The 19,327-nt window shown below is 51.9% G+C and carries 13 protein-coding genes and 1 pseudogene; 4 read left to right on the top strand and 10 right to left on the bottom strand.

All coding sequences use genetic code 11. The features are described from left to right. Positions 1 to 56: 56 nt before the first annotated feature. The 4 genes from VE954_RS21310 to VE954_RS21295 form a co-directional block, all read right to left on the bottom strand. On the bottom strand, positions 57 to 1,244 hold the full coding sequence (locus tag VE954_RS21310) for a pectate lyase (RefSeq protein ID WP_324956528.1): 1,188 nt from the start codon (positions 1,242 to 1,244) through the stop codon (positions 57 to 59). A gap of 120 nt (positions 1,245 to 1,364) precedes the next feature. After that, a complete protein-coding gene (locus VE954_RS21305; protein WP_324956526.1) occupies positions 1,365 to 2,639 on the bottom strand; it encodes a Glu/Leu/Phe/Val family dehydrogenase in 1,275 nt (424 codons plus the stop codon). 505 nt (positions 2,640 to 3,144) lie between these two features. After that, positions 3,145 to 6,126: a PAS domain S-box protein gene (locus VE954_RS21300; protein ID WP_324956524.1), complete on the bottom strand. Its 2,982-nt coding sequence runs from the start codon at positions 6,124 to 6,126 to the stop codon at positions 3,145 to 3,147. Positions 6,127 to 6,334: 208 nt separating this feature from the next. Beyond that, complete coding sequence (locus tag VE954_RS21295; protein ID WP_324956522.1) at positions 6,335 to 6,880, bottom strand: DUF4142 domain-containing protein; 546 nt, start codon at positions 6,878 to 6,880, stop codon at positions 6,335 to 6,337. A 279-nt stretch (positions 6,881 to 7,159) separates the two neighbouring features. On the opposite strand from VE954_RS21295, the gene VE954_RS21290 reads away from it, so the two are divergent. Together VE954_RS21290 and VE954_RS21285 are read left to right on the top strand one after the other, a co-directional pair. After that, positions 7,160 to 7,396: a VF530 family protein gene (locus VE954_RS21290; protein WP_324956520.1), complete on the top strand. Its 237-nt coding sequence runs from the start codon at positions 7,160 to 7,162 to the stop codon at positions 7,394 to 7,396. Then, positions 7,386 to 8,618 carry a hypothetical protein gene (locus tag VE954_RS21285; RefSeq protein ID WP_324956518.1) on the top strand — a complete coding sequence of 411 codons (1,233 nt, stop codon included), beginning with the start codon at positions 7,386 to 7,388 and terminating at the stop codon, positions 8,616 to 8,618. Before VE954_RS21290 ends, VE954_RS21285 begins: the two co-directional genes overlap by 11 nt. 6 nt (positions 8,619 to 8,624) lie before the next feature. Here the strand turns inward: VE954_RS21285 and VE954_RS21280 are convergent, their stop codons facing one another. The 6 genes from VE954_RS21280 to VE954_RS21255 form a co-directional block, all read right to left on the bottom strand. Next, entirely contained in the window at positions 8,625 to 10,085 is a 1,461-nt protein-coding gene (locus VE954_RS21280) for a family 43 glycosylhydrolase (RefSeq protein ID WP_324956516.1), read from the bottom strand. 194 nt (positions 10,086 to 10,279) lie between these two features. After that, positions 10,280 to 12,571: a PAS domain-containing hybrid sensor histidine kinase/response regulator gene (locus tag VE954_RS21275; protein WP_324956514.1), complete on the bottom strand. Its 2,292-nt coding sequence runs from the start codon at positions 12,569 to 12,571 to the stop codon at positions 10,280 to 10,282. Beyond that, entirely contained in the window at positions 12,528 to 14,039 is a 1,512-nt protein-coding gene (locus tag VE954_RS21270; protein WP_324956512.1) for an RAD55 family ATPase, read from the bottom strand. Before VE954_RS21270 ends, VE954_RS21275 begins: the two co-directional genes overlap by 44 nt. Beyond that, positions 14,036 to 14,503: a hypothetical protein gene (locus VE954_RS21265; protein WP_324956510.1), complete on the bottom strand. Its 468-nt coding sequence runs from the start codon at positions 14,501 to 14,503 to the stop codon at positions 14,036 to 14,038. The genes VE954_RS21270 and VE954_RS21265 overlap by 4 nt, the downstream gene beginning before the upstream one ends. Positions 14,504 to 14,763: 260 nt before the next feature. Further along, positions 14,764 to 15,810: an SDR family oxidoreductase gene (locus VE954_RS21260; RefSeq protein ID WP_324956508.1), complete on the bottom strand. Its 1,047-nt coding sequence runs from the start codon at positions 15,808 to 15,810 to the stop codon at positions 14,764 to 14,766. Positions 15,811 to 15,953: 143 nt separating this feature from the next. Further along, positions 15,954 to 16,955: a hypothetical protein gene (locus tag VE954_RS21255; RefSeq protein WP_324956506.1), complete on the bottom strand. Its 1,002-nt coding sequence runs from the start codon at positions 16,953 to 16,955 to the stop codon at positions 15,954 to 15,956. A gap of 265 nt (positions 16,956 to 17,220) precedes the next feature. Between VE954_RS21255 and VE954_RS21250 the strand changes: the two genes are divergently transcribed. Together VE954_RS21250 and VE954_RS21245 are read left to right on the top strand one after the other, a co-directional pair. After that, positions 17,221 to 18,234 carry a hypothetical protein gene (locus VE954_RS21250; protein WP_324956504.1) on the top strand — a complete coding sequence of 338 codons (1,014 nt, stop codon included), beginning with the start codon at positions 17,221 to 17,223 and terminating at the stop codon, positions 18,232 to 18,234. 288 nt (positions 18,235 to 18,522) lie between these two features. Next, positions 18,523 to 19,185: pseudogene (locus VE954_RS21245) on the top strand (FAD-dependent oxidoreductase); the annotation flags it as partial. Between the last annotated feature and the right edge of the window lie 142 nt (positions 19,186 to 19,327).

Below are 19,327 nucleotides of genomic sequence, written 5' to 3'. Positions count from 1 at the left end.
CTCTCCTTCCGAGTGAGGGCCTACCTTAACGGACAATCTTAATTCCTGCTAACGTTTTAGAACCCGGTGACATCCGCGGGACTGACGACGCAGGCTGGGCTTTCAAAAAATTCACCCCGTTTGGTGCTGCTTCCCTGCCCCTTATTAACGCCAGTATACTCGTTACAGATGCTGGGCTTGCCGGTTTTATAGTTTTTCACTTTGAGATGACGAATTTTTGCGGTATCGCCGTAGTTGCTGTTAACGCCCACCACGCCCGCGGTGATGGTGCCTTCAATGATGACGTCATCGATGATCACATGTCGCGGACCACCGTTATCCTTGCAGTCACCACAGGAACGCCAGAGCTTGCCGTTCTGACCTTTGACGGTGAAGCCGCCGGTGATAACGGTCGTGCTGTTTTTAGAATTATGCTGGAATATTTTATCCGGTTTGCCACCTGGGCCGGTCGTATCATTATAGACAGAACCGCCTTTGATGGTCAGGGTTCCGCCTTCTGATTTGTGGGTTGCGGCATCCTCGCAGATATCTTCCCAGACAACGTTTTCCAAAAGGCAATCACCGTCATTGCAGTGAATCCCATCCGACCCGCCGCCTGCTGCAATCCGCAGGTTTTTGACTGTGGCATTGATGAGCGTTAGGACGGGAGGCTGGGATTCATTATCAGCATCGCAGGACAAGCCCAGGGACTTGCCACCGCAATCCACCGTCTTGTTGCGGATGGTTGCGCCCGCGCGGCATTCTTCGGCTGAAGATGGAGGCAAAGGAGAAGATGGTGGCAGCGTTGGAGAAGGCGGCGTGGTTGGTGACGGTGCGTCTGGCGATGGCACGACTGGTGTCGGCACGGTTGGCGACGGTGCGTCTGGCGATGGCACGACTGGTGTCGGCGGAGTTGGCGACGGCACAGCTGGAGGCGGCACGGTTGGCGGCCGCACTGGAGCCGGTGTTTCACCTTCAGGATCCAACGCAACGGAACATTCTTTCACTTTCTTGCCGGGATTTGGATCGCTGCCAAATGTCGCCACGGAACAGACAAAGGTCCCATTCAGAACCTTGTACACAAAATCGCCCGCCGCTCCAAAAGCCACGCGCGTCTCTTGACTCAGAGTGCATGTTTCCCCAGACCGACACAGGGTCTCGTAACCCTTGGGACGGTTGGTTGCTGTCATTTCAGAAGGATTCGAGGCGGAACATGAAGCTGTTAAGGCTGTCAGGATCAAAGCGCTTTTTGATAATTTCAACATCGGGATCAACTCCAGCAAAAAAAGCCGGGCAGCAGGCGCTGCCTCGATCGCATTGTAGTTATTTTTCAATTTTTGCAATCAATGTTTTTGCGGCGGAGTCTGGGCAGGGTGAACACAGGATCAAAAGCCTCTCATTTCCATAACTTTACGCACGCGGTCGACTGCAATAATGTAAGCAGCCTGTCGGTAACTGCATTCAAATTTCTTTTTCTCATCCAGCAAGGTCATCCACGCTCTGTTTAACCACTGGTTCAATTCCTCAAAAACATGCTTGCGATCCCAGAGCGCTCCCTGCCGATTCTGGCACCATTCAAAATAAGAAACGGTGACGCCTCCGGCATTGGCCATGATATCGGGGATGATATGGGCTTTGCGTCCAATCAGGGTTTTTTCCGCTTCCACTGTGATGGGAGAATTGGCTCCCTCCACAATCAGTGGCGCTTTGACTTTCGCAACATTGTCCTGGTGGATCACACCTTCAATCGCGGCCGGTATCAAAATGTCGACATCCTGATACAGGGCTTCTTCACTGTCTTCACTGAAGCGATCGGAGGTCACCCGATTTTTAACGCTTGCCATGTCATTGTAAGTGCCGGGCTGATGAATCCATCGGATCAGCTCATCGATGTCGAGACCTTCGCGCAGGTGAATGGTGCCCGAAGCATCACTGACCGATACAATGCGCGCTCCCATGGCTTTCAGCGTAAGCGCCGCATGCATGCCCACGTTGCCGAACCCTTGGATGGCAACCGTGGCATTGCGAATCGTAATTCCTTCTTCCTTGGCCGCCCAACCTGCGATCACTGCCACGCCCCGACCTGTGGCTTCCGTCCGTCCATCAATACCACCAAGCAACACATTTTTGCCCGTCACCACACTCGGCTGATAGCCATAGATTTTGGAATAGGCTTCGGTGATCCAACCCATTTCCCGTTCCCCGGTTCCAATGTCGGGAGCCGGAATATCAATGGCAGGTCCCAGCAGCATGTGCATTTTTTCAACGTATCTCTTCGTGAGCGTTTCCAGTTCGCGCGTTGAAAAATCGCGGGGATTGATGCGAAGCCCGCCTTTCGCACCACCAAATGGGAGTCCGAGCAGAGCCGTTTTCCAGGTCATGAGTGAAGCCAGGATTTCCGAATGTTCGAGATCGACACTCGGATGGTAGCGAAGCCCACCTTTAAAAGGACCCAGGGCATTGTTATGCTGCACCCTATATCCACGGACGACCAGGATGCTGCCGTCATCGCGAATCAAAGGGATTTCCACTTCGACTTTGCGATCTGAATTTTTCAATAGAATCGCCTGGGCATCATCACTCCGGCACTTCAAAAATTGAAAGGCCTCGTCGAGGTAGGCGTTGAGAGAATTGTGCACTCGTGAAATGCTGGCTTCCATTGGATTCCCCCCTAGGTGATGCCATCAGTAGCATCCAAGCTTGATCTTAGTGGTCTGACGTGGGCAAAAGCAAGCGTTTGGCGAAGTCCACCCAATGCCCTAAGGGCGTTGAGGACGCAGTGCAGAATTCTTTATGGTGTAGGGGCATAGAAACAGGTTTTTTGGACGGACGGCGCCGCAAGGCCCAGGCTTGGGTTTCAGCTTGGGCTTGGTTTTTGCATCGCTCTCATTCGGGTTCGACACAACAAAGGGGTATACCATGAATCTTAATGCACCAAATATAGATCCTAATCCGCCCACAAGCCCAGTTCCTTCGGCACCGCCGCCATCGCGGTCACCTCAACCAGAAGCGCCACCATTTGATGTTCCAATGGTTCCGGCGCCTCCCGAGGCTCCACAGCCATATATCAACCCTCATCCCAGCCCAAGTCCTCAGTATCCTGAGCCGGGTTTGCCTGAGATTACCTCCAGCCTCTGAAAAGGCTGGGGCCTGGAATCAAATCGATCAATGCCGGTGTTCATAGTTGTGCGGAGCTTTTTTCGGTGCCCTGGGGCGATGGGCCCCAGTGTAATGAATCAGCTTCTCAAAGAGCTGATGGCTATCGATGGGTTTTCCTAAGAAATCATCACAACCTGCAGCAAGGCATCGCGTGCGTTCCTCTTTCATGGCATGGGCTGTCAACGCTATGATGGGCTTTTGATAGCCTTTGCGGCGAAGGGTAGCCGTGGCTTCAAAGCCATCCATCTGCGGCATTTGCATATCCATGAGGACAACATCATAAGAACCTTGCAAGGCCGCTTCAATCGCCTTGAGCCCGTCCTCGACTGATTCCACGTGCGCTCCACCCCGCCGGGCCAGGATACGGTCAATCAGAAGGCGATTCTCAGGGGAATCATCGACGACAAGAACCCTAAGTCCAGACAAGAGTTGTTCTTTCGCTTTCGGCGTCCGTATCGGAGCAGGACTTGGCAAGTTCGGCTCAGCGTCCACCAAAGCAAGCGAACCTTCATTCAAAGGCCCGGTGTCCACTGTGATCCTGAATGTCGAACCCTGCCCGGGCTGACTTGAAACCAATTCCACCTCGCCACCCAAGGCACGGGCTAAACGCCTGGAAAGAACCAGACCTAGTCCCGTTCCGCCATAGACCCGGGCAATCGATTGATCAGCCTGAACGAAAGCTTGAAAGAGCTGCGGCTGACGCTCAGGACTGATGCCAGTACCAGTATCTCGAACTGTGAATACGAGCTGGCCTGAGGCCGCATCCAGGGTCGGCTTGGACAATGACAGCTGAACTTCAACCTGACCCTTCTCTGTAAATTTAATCGCATTGCCAATGACATTGATAAGGATCTGCCGGAGTCGCACGGGATCGGTCTGGATGACGTCAGGCAAAGGCTCATCAAAATGCACGGTCAATTCAAGTCCCTTTTCCGTGGCCTTGCTGTTGAGCAAGGCCAGAATTTCATTCATGATATTTTTGATGGAACTGGGATGCTTTTCGACTTGCAGCTTGCCCGCCTCGACTTTGGACAGATCAAGAATATCATCGATCAAAGCCACCAGCTGCTCACCGCTGCGGCGAATGATTCCGATAAACTGCACGCGCTTCTCTTCTTCCAAGTGAGGATCCAACAGTTCATCGGCAAAGCCAATCATCGCGCCCAAAGGAGTTCGTAATTCATGGCTCATATTAGCCAGAAATTGGCTCTTGGTTTCACTGGCAACCTCGGCAGCCTCCTTGGCTTTTTTCAGCTCGTCTTCCAAAAGTTTCTGCTCAGTCATGTCTCTGGCAAATTTTATGAGCCCCAGCAGTTGCCTGTCTTGATTAAAGAGCGCTGTCAGGACACCCTGACACCAGAACCGCGAACCATCCCTCCGCATCATCCATCGATTGTTTTCAACCGATCCGGTCAGTCGAACGTTGGCTATTTCATTGGCCGCCGCATGAATCGCTCGATCCTCTTGGGTAAACAGTAAATCCAAGTGCTGTCCTACGGCGTCCTCGACAGAGTAACCTGTCATTTTTTGCGCCGCAACATTCCAGCTCGTGATGAAGCCATCGTTATTCAACATCACGATGGCATAATCTTTAACATTCTCGTAAAACAGCCGGAGCGCCGTTTCATTCCTGGCGAGAGTCTCCGCCTTTTCATGAGCATCTGTGACATCCAACACAATACCGCGCGCCGATATCGGCTGATTGTTGGTTTTCTCAAAATGGAAAATATCGCGAATCCATTTAGTTTGCCCTTGGGCCGTCGTCACTCGGTATTCCAAAACTTCGTCATGCCCGTTTGCAGCCGCCTTCAGATAAAGCTGAGTGATGCGATCCCTATCAAAAGGATGAATCAAGCGCGACCAAAAATCCTTTTCACTCAGCCACTGATCAGCTGTGTAACCCAGGATATTAAAGGCTTGCTCACTGACAAAATGATAGGTTGATCGCCCCACATCAGATTCCCAGAGGATGGCGTTGACGCCGCTGATAAGGCTTGTCAGGCGCTTTTGTGATTGCAAAAGTTCAGCTTCGTGCTGATGAAGATGATCCATGACTTCATGCTGTTCGGTGACATCAATGATGACGCCTCGAACGCCTGTTCGCTCGCCCTTACCGTCGACGACGATATGCAGAATATCACGAATCCAAATCGTGCGGCCGTCCTGGGTCACCGCCCGGTATTCAATATCCAGGTCACGGCCTTTCGAGACCGCCACAGAAAACATGGAGAGGACCTGATACCGATCCGCGGGATGAATGATCTCCTGCCAGACATTCCGCTCCGTCAGCCATTTCGTAACCGGATAGCCGAGGATATTTTCCGCTTTTTTACTGATAAAAGTGTAGCGTGACCGGTTGATATCAGATTCCCACACGATCGCATCCAGGTCATCAAGCAGTTCGTGCACCTGCGCCACCGCCGTGCCAGCTGTCCTGGCATTGACCAGCGCAAAGGCTGCACTTTTGCCAAAATCTGCAGCCAAGGCCGCATCAGCCTCCCCATACCGGCGGCCTGACATCTCATTCACAGCCAGAAACAGCGAGCCCATACTGGTCTCGTGATCCACGAGCGGTACACAAATGTACGAGTTGAGACCAATGAGTTCAAGCAGTCCAACGTGATCCCTGTTTAAAAAAAGTCCACTCAGTGTAGGAGGAGGAACATCTTTTACATATTCTGGTTGTTTGGTTTGCATGACTTGCATGGGTCCCGACTCGCTATCTTGCGAAAAAGGAAAACGTCGATTGAGTTCCCAGATCAGGTCGGTCTTGGCCGGATCGCTGTGGCTGCAGTTCTCAAGATACATTTTACCGTTGGAATCCAGAAGATAAAGGGCATACCAATCCGCGAATTCCGGCAGAAGCAGTTGAGTCAGATTGTTTTTCGTAACACCATAACTCAGCGTCGACAGAAAGGTCAGATAAGAATTAGCAAGGAAGTGACAGCGATCAAGGCTCGCTTGGGCATCGTATGAGGATCGATTCATGATAGGTTCCTCAAAGCATGAGGGCTTGAGCTGATGAGCCAAGCACCTGCTTGAAACCCAATGAAACAACCTTACGCCTCCGCATACGGATTGGCGATTGTATTCGGCTCAGAGGAAATTATGCGAACGGCGGTTGAGTTTTTCCCTGGCGCCAGGATTCAAACTCAACCGGTAGAAATACGCACAGTTTATAATGAGCTGACGGTTCTTAAATTTCCTTCGCCAACTGTAGATGTCGGCTGATCACAGGATCACTGGTTTTTGCCAGCAATCGAAGGCTGAGATCAGGCGCTCCTTTTTCAGCGCGTCGCAGAAGATCGAGAGCCGCTTGATGGGATTCGATGGCCATGGCGCGGAGCATGGCACGAAATTCTTCGTCTGACGTGGTTGCGGCCAGCATTTCATTCATCTCGATCAGACTTTCTTTAAAGCCTGCGACATCATCGTTGACCGAGGCTCCATCAAGCTCAACACCGAGGCCTTTGGCGACGATATTGACCATGCCATCCATAATCAGATGGTCCCTCACCAGAATACGTCCATACTTACGAAGATCTTCACTGTTCCCGCGATCCATAATCATCTGGCCCATGTCGATTTCTGCCAGATTATTGGCATGAATCTTCTGCAGAACCTCAGCGCTACCGATCGCTTCTGCCTCATCCACTTCCAACGCGAGCTGATCAGAACCAGCTGCTAGGGTGTCATGGGGAGTCCCTTCGTGCGCTTGAGCCGTCCAACAGAGACCCATCATGAGGAAACCCGCACAGTACTTTGGCAATGACTTCATGGAATACATAGTTAAGCCCTTAGTTGTGTTGTTGCTTTTGATTCTGCAGGAAAGGTCGCAAAAAACCTTCCATGGGCCTGTTCTAATAATTATCAGTTGAAAGATAAATGGGGCTTAACCCGTATTTATTCGTGAAAATTTCAGTTGATCCTACGCAAACGTCTTCCTGGTAAAATGCTTCGTTTGTGTTTATACCTACTCCTTTGTGGATGAAGCTTTCTCCTTTCGTACAAGGACAGTCTTTTGAATAAGCCAAAACCCAAGGATCCGCTCGAAGGCGTGACACTGGAAGCTCTTCTGACCCAGTTAGTAAATCATTATGGCTGGGAATATTTGGGCCAACAGGTGCCAATCCGCTGCTTTCAGAGTCAGCCCAGCATTAAATCCAGCCTGACTTTTCTGCGCCGCACCCCCTGGGCTCGCAGCAAAGTGGAGCAGCTTTTCAGAGAATTTAAACTGAAAGTCAACCATGAGTCATGAACCCTTGGATCGATTACTATTACCCCTGTCGCCCTCGGATCCGCTCCTGAAGCCGCTCCGTATGGGCCGACAGACGTTCCCTGGCATCTGGCGCGAGATGATGCCCCAGGCTCTGCAGCAGCTTCGTTTCCCCGAGGAACGGCAGGCCGAGTGCATGAACTGTCCCAAGTCGTGCTATGAGAATTGGCGAACCGATTATCGATGCTGCACCTACCATCCGCGCATCAGCAACTTTCTTTTGGGACTGGCTTGTCAAACACCGGTCGGCGAGAACGCGGTGGACGACCTCATCCGCAGGGGCATGCTGCTGCCCGAAGGCATGCATAGCTCGCCCCAGCAATGGCTTGATTTTGTCGATGATGAGCATGAGGATCGTTTCGGGAAAAGTCAGAAAGTTCTATGCCCCATGCTCGATAGCGCGACCGGATACTGCCGTGTGCATGTCTTCCGTAATTCCGTGTGCTCGACTTATTTTTGTGAAAAGGATCAGGGCCACGCGGGGCAAGAGTTCTGGAATCAGGTTCAAGCGCTGGGCACGCAGCTGGAAATGCGTCTTGCCCAATGGGCTTTGCGGGAAATTGGGTTTGATGTGGAAGCATCCCTGCGGGCTCTTGATGAGCTGGCTCCTCATCTTTCTCAGGTATCTCATGATCACGGCTGGCATCCCGATGCTCTCAGGCGGATTTGGGGCGCTTGGTGGGGACGTGAAAAGGAACTGCTCCTGGCCTGTGCCGCGGTTATCGTGAAGAATCGGGATCGGCTCTGGTCGATCGCGCAGCAGCAGGTTATCGCCGAGCCTTATCTTTTTGATCAGGCCCTTCTGCAAGAGGTTCCTGAAGAGCAGCGTGAGGATGAAGAGGACGAGGCCTGGGAAAAGGTCGATCTTTCGGCTCTTTGGCAGGATTGCCTTGTTGCCCATAATGCTTTATGGGACGAGCCTCGGGACCGCTTCATGCTGAGCCCCAATGTCATCTTTATTCCCAATCATCGGCAAACTGCAGAAGAAATCTATCACCAGGATAAAGCGGTCTTCATCGAATACCGATTTCAGAATCCGGAACGATCGCTCTTTTTTCGATTGGGCATCAGCCAGGAGCAGCAGGCTGCACTTGAGAGTTTCCGTGGCTTAGGGCGAAAACTCCGGGAGGCAGGAAACGATCACCTGGAATTTCTGAAAGAGATGGTGCATCGGGAGGTGCTGTGGGTTGTTGCCAACCCTTAGCCAGGTTCAGTTGGAGCCTGAAGGCCAAGGGATCGGCGTATGAGGGGGCAGAGGCTGGCCAAACACGGGATTATCATCCAGGTCCCACTGAAAAGGCTGCGTGCGTACATTCCGGCGCCAGCCCGCACCTCGATGCAAGGCCGCATGATAAACGATCCAATCCTCGTTCCCATCCGGTGACTGTGTGAACGAAGCGTGACCTGGACCAAAGACGTCTGCGGTTCTGGCGAATACCGGACCCCTCTTCACCCAATTCTGCCGATCAAGGATATCACCGCCCTGGAATGTTAACTGAATCAGATTGTAATCGTCGGTCCAGCTGCCGCTGCCTGAGTAGATGATATGAATCTTGCCATTTTTCTTGAGAATCTGCGGGCCCTCGTTCACATAAGCGGGCCCACCTTTTTTTTCATAATCATGCTCAGGCAGGGAAAGTACGATCCGATCGGTCCCTGTTGGCTTGACTTCGATGCGATCCAGTTCGGCTGATCCATCACCTTTGGCCAGGCGCAGAATGTTAGGTCCCGCAGCCAGCGAGGTGAAAGCCTGGACGGTTTGAAAATTCTCCCAACCCGAAGGTGGATACGGGACGACCTGTTTTGCCCCATCATTCAAGCTTAAAACATGGGTGCTGAGGGCCTGGGTTCCATTGGAATAACGAATGTCGATTTGATAAGGGCCGGCACGCGGCGCCTCAAAGGAAAATTCCACAAAGCTGTCGGCGCTATCGATGTTACTGACCGATCGCTCGCCTGAAGCCGAACGCGTGGTCCGAATCGTAGCCTGACTCAGGACGGCCTGTTCCGCTTCCATGGGGATAAAAGGCAGATCCGGCTGCTGCAAGGTCCACGGATTCACCATCGGTGCGATATAAAGATTTTGCGCGAAATCCTGATGGCCTTCCCACCCGGACCAAACAAAATAGCGTTTGCCGTTGCCAGCTTCCAGCACGGTGCCATCGATCGCCCAACGATCGGTCGCCGTTGCAAGCCTGCCCTTGAAACCATAAGGCCCCAAGGGATCTACAGCTTCGCTTTCCAAAACAAACATGCGATGGCTGGCATTATCACCCTGGGAAGCCGCGTAATAGATATACCAACGGCCATCGAGAAAATGTAATTCAGCAGCCCAGTGCTGACCGGAATGATCGGTGCCAGGCGGTGCCTGCCAGACTTTTACGGCTGGAACTTTGCCAATATCGTGCAGGTTTTTGGCCTTGGCCACAGAAATGGAGGTCTTGCCATCGGTCATGCAGTAATAATAAAAGCCATCCTTGTGAATCACCCAAGGGTCAGCGCCAGTTTCCACAACCGGATTGTGGAAAACTGCGGACGGCCCCGGGGGTCCATAAGGTAGAAACGAGGGATTGCGGTTTTCGCTTTCATGATGCTTCGGTCGACAGCCGCTGACATTCCAAACCATGAAAAAAAGACAAAACGGGACGCCCAGTCGCTTTCCAACGCGCATCAGAATCTCCGATTCGGGGACCGACTGTTTCAGACAACGGAGATTCAGCAAGGATTCCGTGAAAGGAATCCAGGCCATAGGAATTCTATGAATGGTTTATTCTAAACTGGCGTCTTGGCTGATGTCGAGAGTTTGCTGAGGCTTAAGCCCGTCCACGTCCGCAAGATCGTGGATGGGCTCATCATAAGGCGGGTTTAATGCTTGGAAGGAAACCAACGTAGATTCTCGCCACGAATATGCTTGCAAACGGTTTTGATCAGCAGGTCGCGATCAATGGGCTTGACCAGATATTCATCAAACCCACTTTCCTTGGCTTTTTCCATTTCAGATTTCATGCCGTGAGCTGTGAGGGCAATGATCGGTTTTTTAAAGTTCGAACGGCGAAGTTTCTCGGTCGCGGCATAGCCATCCACGCCGCCAGGCATCTGAATATCCATGAGCACCACATCGTAAGCTCCCGTTTCAGCCGACAGAATGCCCTCGGAACCATCTGAGGCCAGATCGACTCTCGCTCCTTCCACCTCGAGGTAGCGCCTGATCAGGGCCTGGTTATCCGGCGCGTCTTCGACGACCAGAACGCGGGACCCTCTGAGGCTTCCCCTCTCAAAACCAAGAGGCTGCTGCTTCACCCCGATGATGACATCCGAGCGTCCGTTCAAAACCACGGCTGATTTCCCAGGCACCACATCCCGCAGGCCTTCCCAGGCCACTCCGGAATCGATCCGGAATGCGAAGGTGCTCCCTTTCCCTGGGGTACTCTGGACCAGCCGGAGATCACCCCCAAGAGCATGGGCCAGGCGGAGAGAAAGCGAAAGTCCGAGGCCAGTGCCGCCATACTTTCGAGTCGTTGAGATATCCGCCTGCATGAAAGGCTCCCAAATACGGTCCTGTTGCTCGGCTGATACACCGATACCGGTATCCTGCACTTCGAATTCAATCTGCATGCTCTGGTCAGGTGGGGTACCACGAGCAATCCGCACGGTAAGGTTGACTTCACCACGTTCTGTGAATTTGATGGCATTGCCAACGATATTAAGAAATATTTGGCGAAGCCTGGTGGGATCCGAATGGATGGTTTCCGGGAGTGCATTTTCGCAACTCACGCGGAATTCTATGCCCTTTTCTTTGGCTTTAAAAGCCATGAGATTCGACGCATCCTTGACGAAATCCATCAGATTCATTTCCACCGGTTCAATCACCAGGCGGCCCGATTCCACTTTCGAAAGATCGAGCAGCTCGTTGATCAGATCGAGCAGGACCTCGCTGTTGCGTTTCATCGCTTTCAACCAGACGCTTTGTTCTTCTTCCTCGTTCGCCTGATCCAAAAGCAGTCCGGTATAGCCCATAATGATACCCACAGGGGTTCGAATCTCGTGGCTCATATTGGCAAGAAAAGCACTTTTCGCGAGGTTGGCACTTTCGGCTTTTTGCCGGGCGGCTACAAGTTCCTCTTCCCAACGTTTATGCCCATCAATATCCGTACACGTTCCCGTCCAGCGTATGATGCCTTTGGCATCCGCATGATCCAGCACAGCCCGTGTCAAATGCCAGCGAAAGGACCCATCCGCCGTTCGGATACGAGTTTCAGATTCGTAGGGGCTTCGCTCGGTGACAGCGGTTCGCCAGGCTTCCCAAACGCGCGCCCTGTCATCGGGGTGAATGGCATCCAGCCACCCTTCTCCAAGAGTCTGTTCCTGCGTAAGACCTGTGCACTCTATCCAACGCCGATTAACATATTCGACAGCACCGTCGGAGCCGGCAATCCACACCAACATCGGCGCTGACTCAGCCAGCACACGGAATCGGGCCTCGCTGATCCGTCGAGCTTCAGCTTCCTTGACGGCCGCGATAGCATCCTGTTCTCTTAAAAAGTGCTCTTTTTGCTGTTTGAGTTGATACCGCCGGTCAAGCGCCATCGCCAGCTGGTTGCCTATTCCATTCAAAATCGACAGTTTGCTCTCATCCATCTGGCAGCAGCTGAGTTGCAGAACACCAAACATAGGTTCCCGGTCCACGACCAAAGGCAGAGTAATGGTGGAGTGCGTCGATGCTGGCCGGAAAGGCGATCCAACGGTCCGAACGTTGCCATCCGGCGAGACAGGCGTTGGATAGCCCGAGAGGTAAGTGTAGGTACGAGCGGTTCGAACTTTGGCCTCATCATGTTCAAGCAAATGGCCAGGCTCGATCTCCCAGGCGAAGAACTTGACCCCCTCCGGCCGCCGCTCGAAGAGGACGGCCGCTTGGATCGAGACGGCAGGAGCAAGGATTTCAAACAGCTCGGGAAGCGTCAGCGCTGCGCTGTGGAGCCTCGCAATGCAGCTGCTGGCGGCATAGAGAAAGTCCAGAGTCTCGCGACGGATCTGCCGGTAACGATCGGCATCTCCTTTGCCATTTCGCAGACTCCTGGCCCGGGGCAGGCTGCGTCTTTGAAAATGGCTCATGTTACTTAACGCGCTTTTTCTGACTCGCTTTTTTCTTTCGAACATGAGTTTTCTCTTTAGGCACATTCTTTGGATTTTTTTGCTGGGCTCGACGATCAGCTGCAGCCGTTGCAATTTTAAATCCACCTCGTCCAATCATCACCGGATGTTGACCGAGTTGATGCTCTGTATGTCTGAGTTTGTATATTTCAAGAAAGCGTTTTCTTTGACGACCTTCTGCCGCCAAGGACAGAAAAATAATGCCGTCCAGCATGGTCTCTTCGATCCCAAAGCGGCTCATCTGATTGCTTCCATAAGGAACTTCTGAGGAAAAGAAGCCTATGGCGCTTAAATTCTGCACGATCGTGGCGAGTTGATAGACTTTTTCGCGGACGAGTTGCGGCGTGTCAATTTTGCAAAGGAATCCGGAAAGTGAGTCGAGGGCGATGCGTTTCGCGCCCATCGCTTCAGCCCTGTCTTTTATGACCAGGAGATGCTCTTCCACCAACACCTCGGGCTGTGGGATGAAGACGATTTCAACCAAACCGCGGTCGACAAGATCCTCCAGATCCCAGCCCAATTCGTGCGCCGCGAGGTAAAGCTTATCCTGGGTTTCGTCGAAAGAAAAAATGATGCCTTTTTCCCCAAATTGGGTTGCGCCCTCGTAAATGAAATTGAGCAGGAGCACAGTTTTGCCGGTGCCTGTCATGCCAGCCACAAGCATGCTGGTTCCCCGGGGAATGCCATCAGACAAAAGACTGTCCAAATCCCGAATGCCCGTCATGCACCGTTCCTGGACCGCACTTCCCTTCCGGTTATGGCTCGTCCGCCGAATCAAGACACGAGGGGCAAACAGTTGAATGCCATCGGAATCAATCAGGAACGGATGGTGATCCCGATTATGGGCCGTCCCGCGCATTTTAACGGCGCGCAGCATGCGAAGCTGTTCTCCTGACACTTCCTTCTGCGTCATCGTAATAACGCCATCGATGACTGAAAAGAGTGGATTATTCCGGAAATCCTCGTCAGAGTATTCTCCAAGCAAAAGCGCGGTGCATTCCCAAGCAATGAGATGGATAATGAGCTCATAATTAAACTTTCGGCTTTGCTCCTGTGATATGAGCAGATCGCCGAAGGCCTTGAAGCTATCGATAACGACCAGGGCCGGCTTTTCCCGTTTGATATGCTCCATGATCAAGCCGATCACAGAGTCGATGCCTTCAGATCGGATCAAAACGCCAAGATCGACAAAGCGAACACTCGTTTCGAATTTTGCTGTATCGAAATAACTGAACTGACTCAGATACTGAAGCCTCTTGGCGGTTGGCTCGCCCAGAGTCTGAAAATAAAGGGACTTAACTCCCTTGCCGGCCGCATGAAAGCCGATTTGATGGGAGAGGGTCGTTTTACCCGAGCCAGGAGGTCCGGCAATGACCGTAACCGAACGTTCCGGCAAACCACCGCCCAGAACGGCATCGAGATTTCCCACGCCTGTTTCAATACGTCCTATGGTTGTGCTGTTATTCACGCTCATGTCCGTGCCCTCTTATCGAGTGCGGATTTTCCTTGCATCGTCTCGACACTGCTCGCTTTCATTGGGTGGGTGGTGCTTTTCAAAACAGCAGCTTTGAGTTGGGCCGAAATCACGCCTGCGGTCAGCTCATGAAGTACGGACAAAAATTCGCCAAGCAGGAAACGTAAGCCGTCTAGCAGGTTCGATTGATCCAGGTCGCTTAGTTCTTTCGGCACAACTTTAAGCATGATACCGCTCGTCTCAACTTGAACTGAAGATAGCCAGGGAAAAGATTCTTGAGCGAGATAAGCAACGCGATCACCCACGGCCAGGAGAGTAATTTGGCCAAGAGTCTGTTGCGCTCGACACCAAACAGCAATAAGTGCCTGTTGGAAGGAATTCAACAGGGCTTCACGAGGAAGAGTCCCCAGAGAGTCGTCTATCCATTGATCGACGAAAATAAAATGCTGATTTTTATTCGTCATTCGACCCGCCGTCTCTTCATAACGAAAACCAAATACAGGGAAACAAAGTGATCGAATGATCCCCAACCCAGACACATGTTAGCCCAAAATTTTCGGAAAAACTAAACAAAAGTCTGGAATTTGCGGGAACCGCTCCAAATTTTATTACGGGCTATTGTGAGACCGTATGTGCCGCTACCCCCTATCGATCCTGCCCTGTAGGAAAATGACTTCATATGGGATTAAGCTAATTTTGTCCAAGTCAGGCCGATGCAATCCTTTCATGTCTGGTAACTTTTGATTGCGGATGTTCCAAGACCTTTGAGGAGTCGCAGCGTTGCCGTCTCCTTGTCTTTTTTCAAATGTTTGCCAGCTGTCGGCGGACTGGTATCGCGCAGACTGCTATCACCCTTGGGCAGGAGTCGGTTGATTAGACTCAGCCCAAAGAGCGAGAACTGCGGGAAAATGGAATAGAGGGTTGCGCCGACTTGGGCTGGCAAACCCAGGATGCGGAAACTGGCCTCATTCACGACGGCATCCATGATTTTGCTCGCCGCACGTTCGGCGGAAAGGGAAAGGAAAGGCAACGAGGCCGCGACCGAAAACCATTTATATTCCTTTTCCTTAAGGCCTTTAAATTCGGCATTGATAAAGGATCCGGTTCGCATCAGACCCGGCAGAATGGTGGTGACTTTGATGCCGTGGGGCTTGAGTTCTGTGTAAAGGCCGAGCGAAAAACCCAGGGCTGCAAACTTTGCGCTACTGTAGGGAATAAGATGCGGTACGCTAATTATGGCGCCGATGGATGTAATGTTCACAATCTGTCCACGCTTTCTTTCCCGCATGGAACGGAGAACCGCAAACGTTGGATAGAGCATTCCCCAAAACATACTATCCTGGGCCCGCTTGAAATCATCGACATTGGTCGCTTCCAGCGGGGCAACGGCAATCGTGCCGGCATTGTTGACAAGAATATCAATCGGCCCGTACACGCGGCTGACATGGTTCACCAAGAGATCAACTTCATCAGGATGCGAGACATCGCAGGGAACAGCCAGGATGGAGGCACCTGCTTCTTTGTGGATCCACGACCTGGCTTTCTCCAGCTCCTCGACACTGCGGGCGCAGATGGCGACCCGTGCTCCCTCACGAGCAAAGTTGCGGGCGAGTATCATTCCAAGGCCTTTGGATCCGCCCGTGATCAGCACAATTTTTCCTTGAAGGTTTTTCGTCAGAAAAAAGGATCGCACCCTTCGGAACGTATAGTATCCACCTGCAAAGGCAAGACCACGAAGCGCCCAAGGATGGGGCGTGAATCTGGTTTTCATGAAGGTTCCTCCGTTTGTTTCACTGGAAGCACTCAACCCATTAAACTTTGAGAGAGGAGACCTTCGATTGCAAGCCCCAAAAAAACGAAAGAGCGTTCCTGGAAACGCTCTTAATTAGTTTTCTGCAGGTGTATTCATGCAGATTAATTTTCCTGAAAAATGTAATCCTGAGGCCGAGCAAAGACGCTGGAACCTTCGCGATGTTTTTCCAATTCTTCACCGTGGAGATAAGTTTTATAAGCAAGCTCATCCGCGAGGAACACTTTGTACCTGGATATGGCATATCGAGCAATTTCTTCATGATGCGATCCGCCGAAGACAACATCGGGATGCGACATCCCATTGAACCTGGCAAAGGCTTTGGGCTGGCCTGTTTTTGCAGCCGTAAAGGCTCGTTCGACATAAACAGAAGCGGCCACGGTATCCTGCGTCCCGGTAATTGACAGCATGGGAACAGCAGCCTTGAGCACAGCAGGTCGGTAAGGGCAAAGCGGAACTGCTGCTTTCACGCGTGATCCGGCTTTATTAACGGCCAAAACCGTCCCGGCCCCGCCCATGGAAAATCCCATCACACCCAATCGATCGACGTTCAAACGGCCCGCAATCGGGCTTCCATTCCGTTGATTTTCCGACTCCAATTGACCCAATGAACCGAGATGACCTGTCGCCCAGATATTGGCGTCGACCGACATCGTGTTGGTCGGCGTGAAGACGATCGTAATGATGCCGTGGCTCGCGAGGTGTTTGCCCAGCCATACCATATACTCTTTGGTATTGGTGTAGCCGCCACTTAGAGTTGTGGCCGGGAATCGACGCTGGGACCTATCGTCCGGATAAAAAATGATCGCCGACTGATAAGCTGGGTTTTGCAGATTGTCGCTATACGAACGAACGGGGAACGGTCCAACTTTGCCTGGATTATAGAGTTTGAGCGGAAGTGGCTGTTCCTGAGGGGCAGCGGGTTTCTCACCCGGAGGTAGGACTTGAGGGGGAACAGGTTTGTCCGTCGAGGGTTCTTCAGGCACGACTGGCGAAGCTGGAAATGGCGGTGGCGTTGATAAATTCTGATCCCTCACAGAGTCAGTATTTCGGCTGCCGCAGGCGACTGCAAATCCAAAGGTCAGAACAACAAGAGCGTATCGCATAGGAAATTCCTCCTGGACTCATCTTTTCCTATACCACGCATTCGACAAGGGATTTAACTCCGAAATGCGGGCACCCCAAGGCGTTGCCAACTGCAGTCACCTGCGGACCTGTCACAATCCTGGGGGTTACGACTGTCTAAACCTTAACTAAAACTCGCCGATACTCAAGAATTAGCTGCTCTTTTCGGGAACTTGGCTGCTCCTTACGGCAGGTATACATTTTGCACAATTGAATCAACAAAGACTTGTCCACAGGGAGATTCCGATGAAAAAGCTCGTCACCTTAGTGTTAGCTCTCGGCCTTATATCCTGCGGTGATGCCAGCTTTCAGCGCGAAAACAAATCCGATCGCAATCCGTCTACCGAGGTTCAAAATTCCGAGGATACGGCACAGGATCAACCGGATGAATCCGTACCACAGGTTCCCAACTCATCAGACCAACTGCCACAGACGCCTTCAGACAACGGCGAAACTGCGCCACCGCAGGAAGCCCTGCGCTATCCCGGAACCAAAGGTCCTTATGAAGTCTCGAGCACAGTTGATAGTCTTGCGGATCCTGCTTATGCCTCAGCGATTATTTATTATCCTTCTGATCCCAAGGCTCGCATCCTCGGTGCCAGCACCTTGAGTGGAGGTTTCACCAACACCAAAGAGCAAATGTCCTGGCTTGCGCAACATCTGGCCAGCCACGGCGTGATCACTCTGGTCTTCACACCGACTAACAACCAATCGCTCAATCCTGCGATCTGGGCTACGGGACACAAAGGTGGTTTGCAGAAATTGATCGTGGAAAGTCAACGCGTCGGCAGTCCGATTCAAGGCCGGGTCGACCCTAAGAAAATAGGCATCATGGGATTTTCCATGGGCGGGGCTGGAACCATTCTCGCCGTGAATGAACTGGCGACAGCCGTGAAGGCTGCTGTGCCCATCTGTGCGTTTCTCCCTGTGACGCCCACGGCCGCGGTCCCCATCATGCTTCAAACCGGAACCAATGATACGGTCGCCGTGCCCCGGAATATTGAAGCCGCCTATGAAGCAACAGCGGACACCAGCCCCAAAGCGCTAGCCAATTTTCGCGGCATGACGCACCTTGATGTTCCCAACGGGGGATCAGCCATTCAGCATGAAAATATCGCCTACTATGCCACCGCCTGGTATCGCGTCCATCTCGGTGGTGACGTCCGCTATCAAACTTATCTTTCCGGTGATGAGCACAAAAAGAAAGTGGATGCGGGAACATTTGCCAACGCGGATGACTATCGCATCCTGCAACCTTAAATGCGAATCACGCCGAATTTTGGTTGAGCGAAGACGCTTCCGATTGACCATGTCGGCAGGATAATTCATGCGTTAGACCAAGCATAGACAGCCCCAATTCTTTCATGCATGCTGATCTAAAGCCTGATTCCAATCAGGTCTTGAGGATCGAACGGATGATGCACGTCACCTAAGTATTATTTCGGACGCACCCTAAAAAAATAAATACTGGAATGAAGTTTGGCCCTTGAACAAAGAGGCGACACACCGCCTCGTTCCAATTTTTAAGAAGGACACACAATGGAAAACATGAGAAAGCTCGTCGGCGTGATTGGGGCAGGGCCTGCGGGCCTGACGGCCGCGTACCTGCTGTGCAAACGCGGAATCAATGTTGTGGTATTGGAAGCTGATCCTCACTATGTTGGAGGTATTTCCCGAACGGTCCAGTACAAGGGGTATCACTTCGATATTGGAGGCCATCGGTTTTTTTCCAAAGCCCAGGAAGTCGAGGATCTGTGGACGGAGCTTCTGCCGGATGACATGCTCGATCGGCCTCGGCTTTCCCGTATCTATTACAATGGTCAGTATTTTTCCTATCCGCTCAAGGCCTTCGATGCTTTAACGAAACTGGGTATAATCCAGTCCGTCTTATGTGTTCTTTCCTACCTGAAAGCTCGAGCCTTTCCGGTTAAAGATCCCAAAAACTTCGAGGAATGGACCACCAATCAGTTTGGCAAAAGGCTGTTCAATATTTTTTTCAAAACGTATACCGAGAAGGTATGGGGAATGAGTTGCAAAGACATTTCTGCGGATTGGGCCGCCCAAAGGATCAAAGGCCTTTCGCTCGGTCGAGCTATTCTTCACGCCTTTTTGCCGAAAAAACGGGCCAAAAAAGGACCTGTCATCAAAACCCTGATTGATACCTTTCGCTATCCTCGCAAAGGCCCTGGCATGCTTTGGGAAGCCTGTGCTACCGGAAAATTTCAGGATTGTTGTCGCGCAATAGTCAGCTGACTGATCGGATGTTGATCTGTTTAGCGGAAGACTCATCGTCTTTCAACCAATTTAAACGAACCACTGAAATTTTCTTCCAATCTCGCGTATTTCCAGACCA

Source organism: Oligoflexus sp., from assembly GCF_035638955.1.
Classification (GTDB): Bacteria; Bdellovibrionota_B; Oligoflexia; order Oligoflexales; family Oligoflexaceae; genus Oligoflexus.
The sequence above is the reverse complement of the archived record's forward strand: the minus strand, read 5'-3'. Positions and strand labels throughout refer to the sequence as shown.

What these genes read in the sequence shown, in the direction of transcription:
- VE954_RS21310 (WP_324956528.1), bottom strand. Translation starts at nt 1,244, where the DNA reads ATGTTGAAATTATCAAAAAGCGCTTTGATCCTGACAGCCTTAACAGCT.
- VE954_RS21305 (WP_324956526.1), bottom strand. Translation starts at nt 2,639, where the DNA reads ATGGAAGCCAGCATTTCACGAGTGCACAATTCTCTCAACGCCTACCTC.
- VE954_RS21300 (WP_324956524.1), bottom strand. Translation starts at nt 6,126, where the DNA reads ATGAATCGATCCTCATACGATGCCCAAGCGAGCCTTGATCGCTGTCAC.
- VE954_RS21295 (WP_324956522.1), bottom strand. Translation starts at nt 6,880, where the DNA reads ATGATGGGTCTCTGTTGGACGGCTCAAGCGCACGAAGGGACTCCCCAT.
- VE954_RS21285 (WP_324956518.1), top strand. Translation starts at nt 7,386, where the DNA reads ATGAGTCATGAACCCTTGGATCGATTACTATTACCCCTGTCGCCCTCG.
- VE954_RS21280 (WP_324956516.1), bottom strand. Translation starts at nt 10,085, where the DNA reads ATGCGCGTTGGAAAGCGACTGGGCGTCCCGTTTTGTCTTTTTTTCATG.
- VE954_RS21275 (WP_324956514.1), bottom strand. Translation starts at nt 12,571, where the DNA reads ATGTTCGAAAGAAAAAAGCGAGTCAGAAAAAGCGCGTTAAGTAACATG.
- VE954_RS21270 (WP_324956512.1), bottom strand. Translation starts at nt 14,039, where the DNA reads ATGAGCGTGAATAACAGCACAACCATAGGACGTATTGAAACAGGCGTG.
- VE954_RS21265 (WP_324956510.1), bottom strand. Translation starts at nt 14,503, where the DNA reads ATGACGAATAAAAATCAGCATTTTATTTTCGTCGATCAATGGATAGAC.
- VE954_RS21260 (WP_324956508.1), bottom strand. Translation starts at nt 15,810, where the DNA reads ATGAAAACCAGATTCACGCCCCATCCTTGGGCGCTTCGTGGTCTTGCC.
- VE954_RS21255 (WP_324956506.1), bottom strand. Translation starts at nt 16,955, where the DNA reads ATGCGATACGCTCTTGTTGTTCTGACCTTTGGATTTGCAGTCGCCTGC.
- VE954_RS21250 (WP_324956504.1), top strand. Translation starts at nt 17,221, where the DNA reads ATGAAAAAGCTCGTCACCTTAGTGTTAGCTCTCGGCCTTATATCCTGC.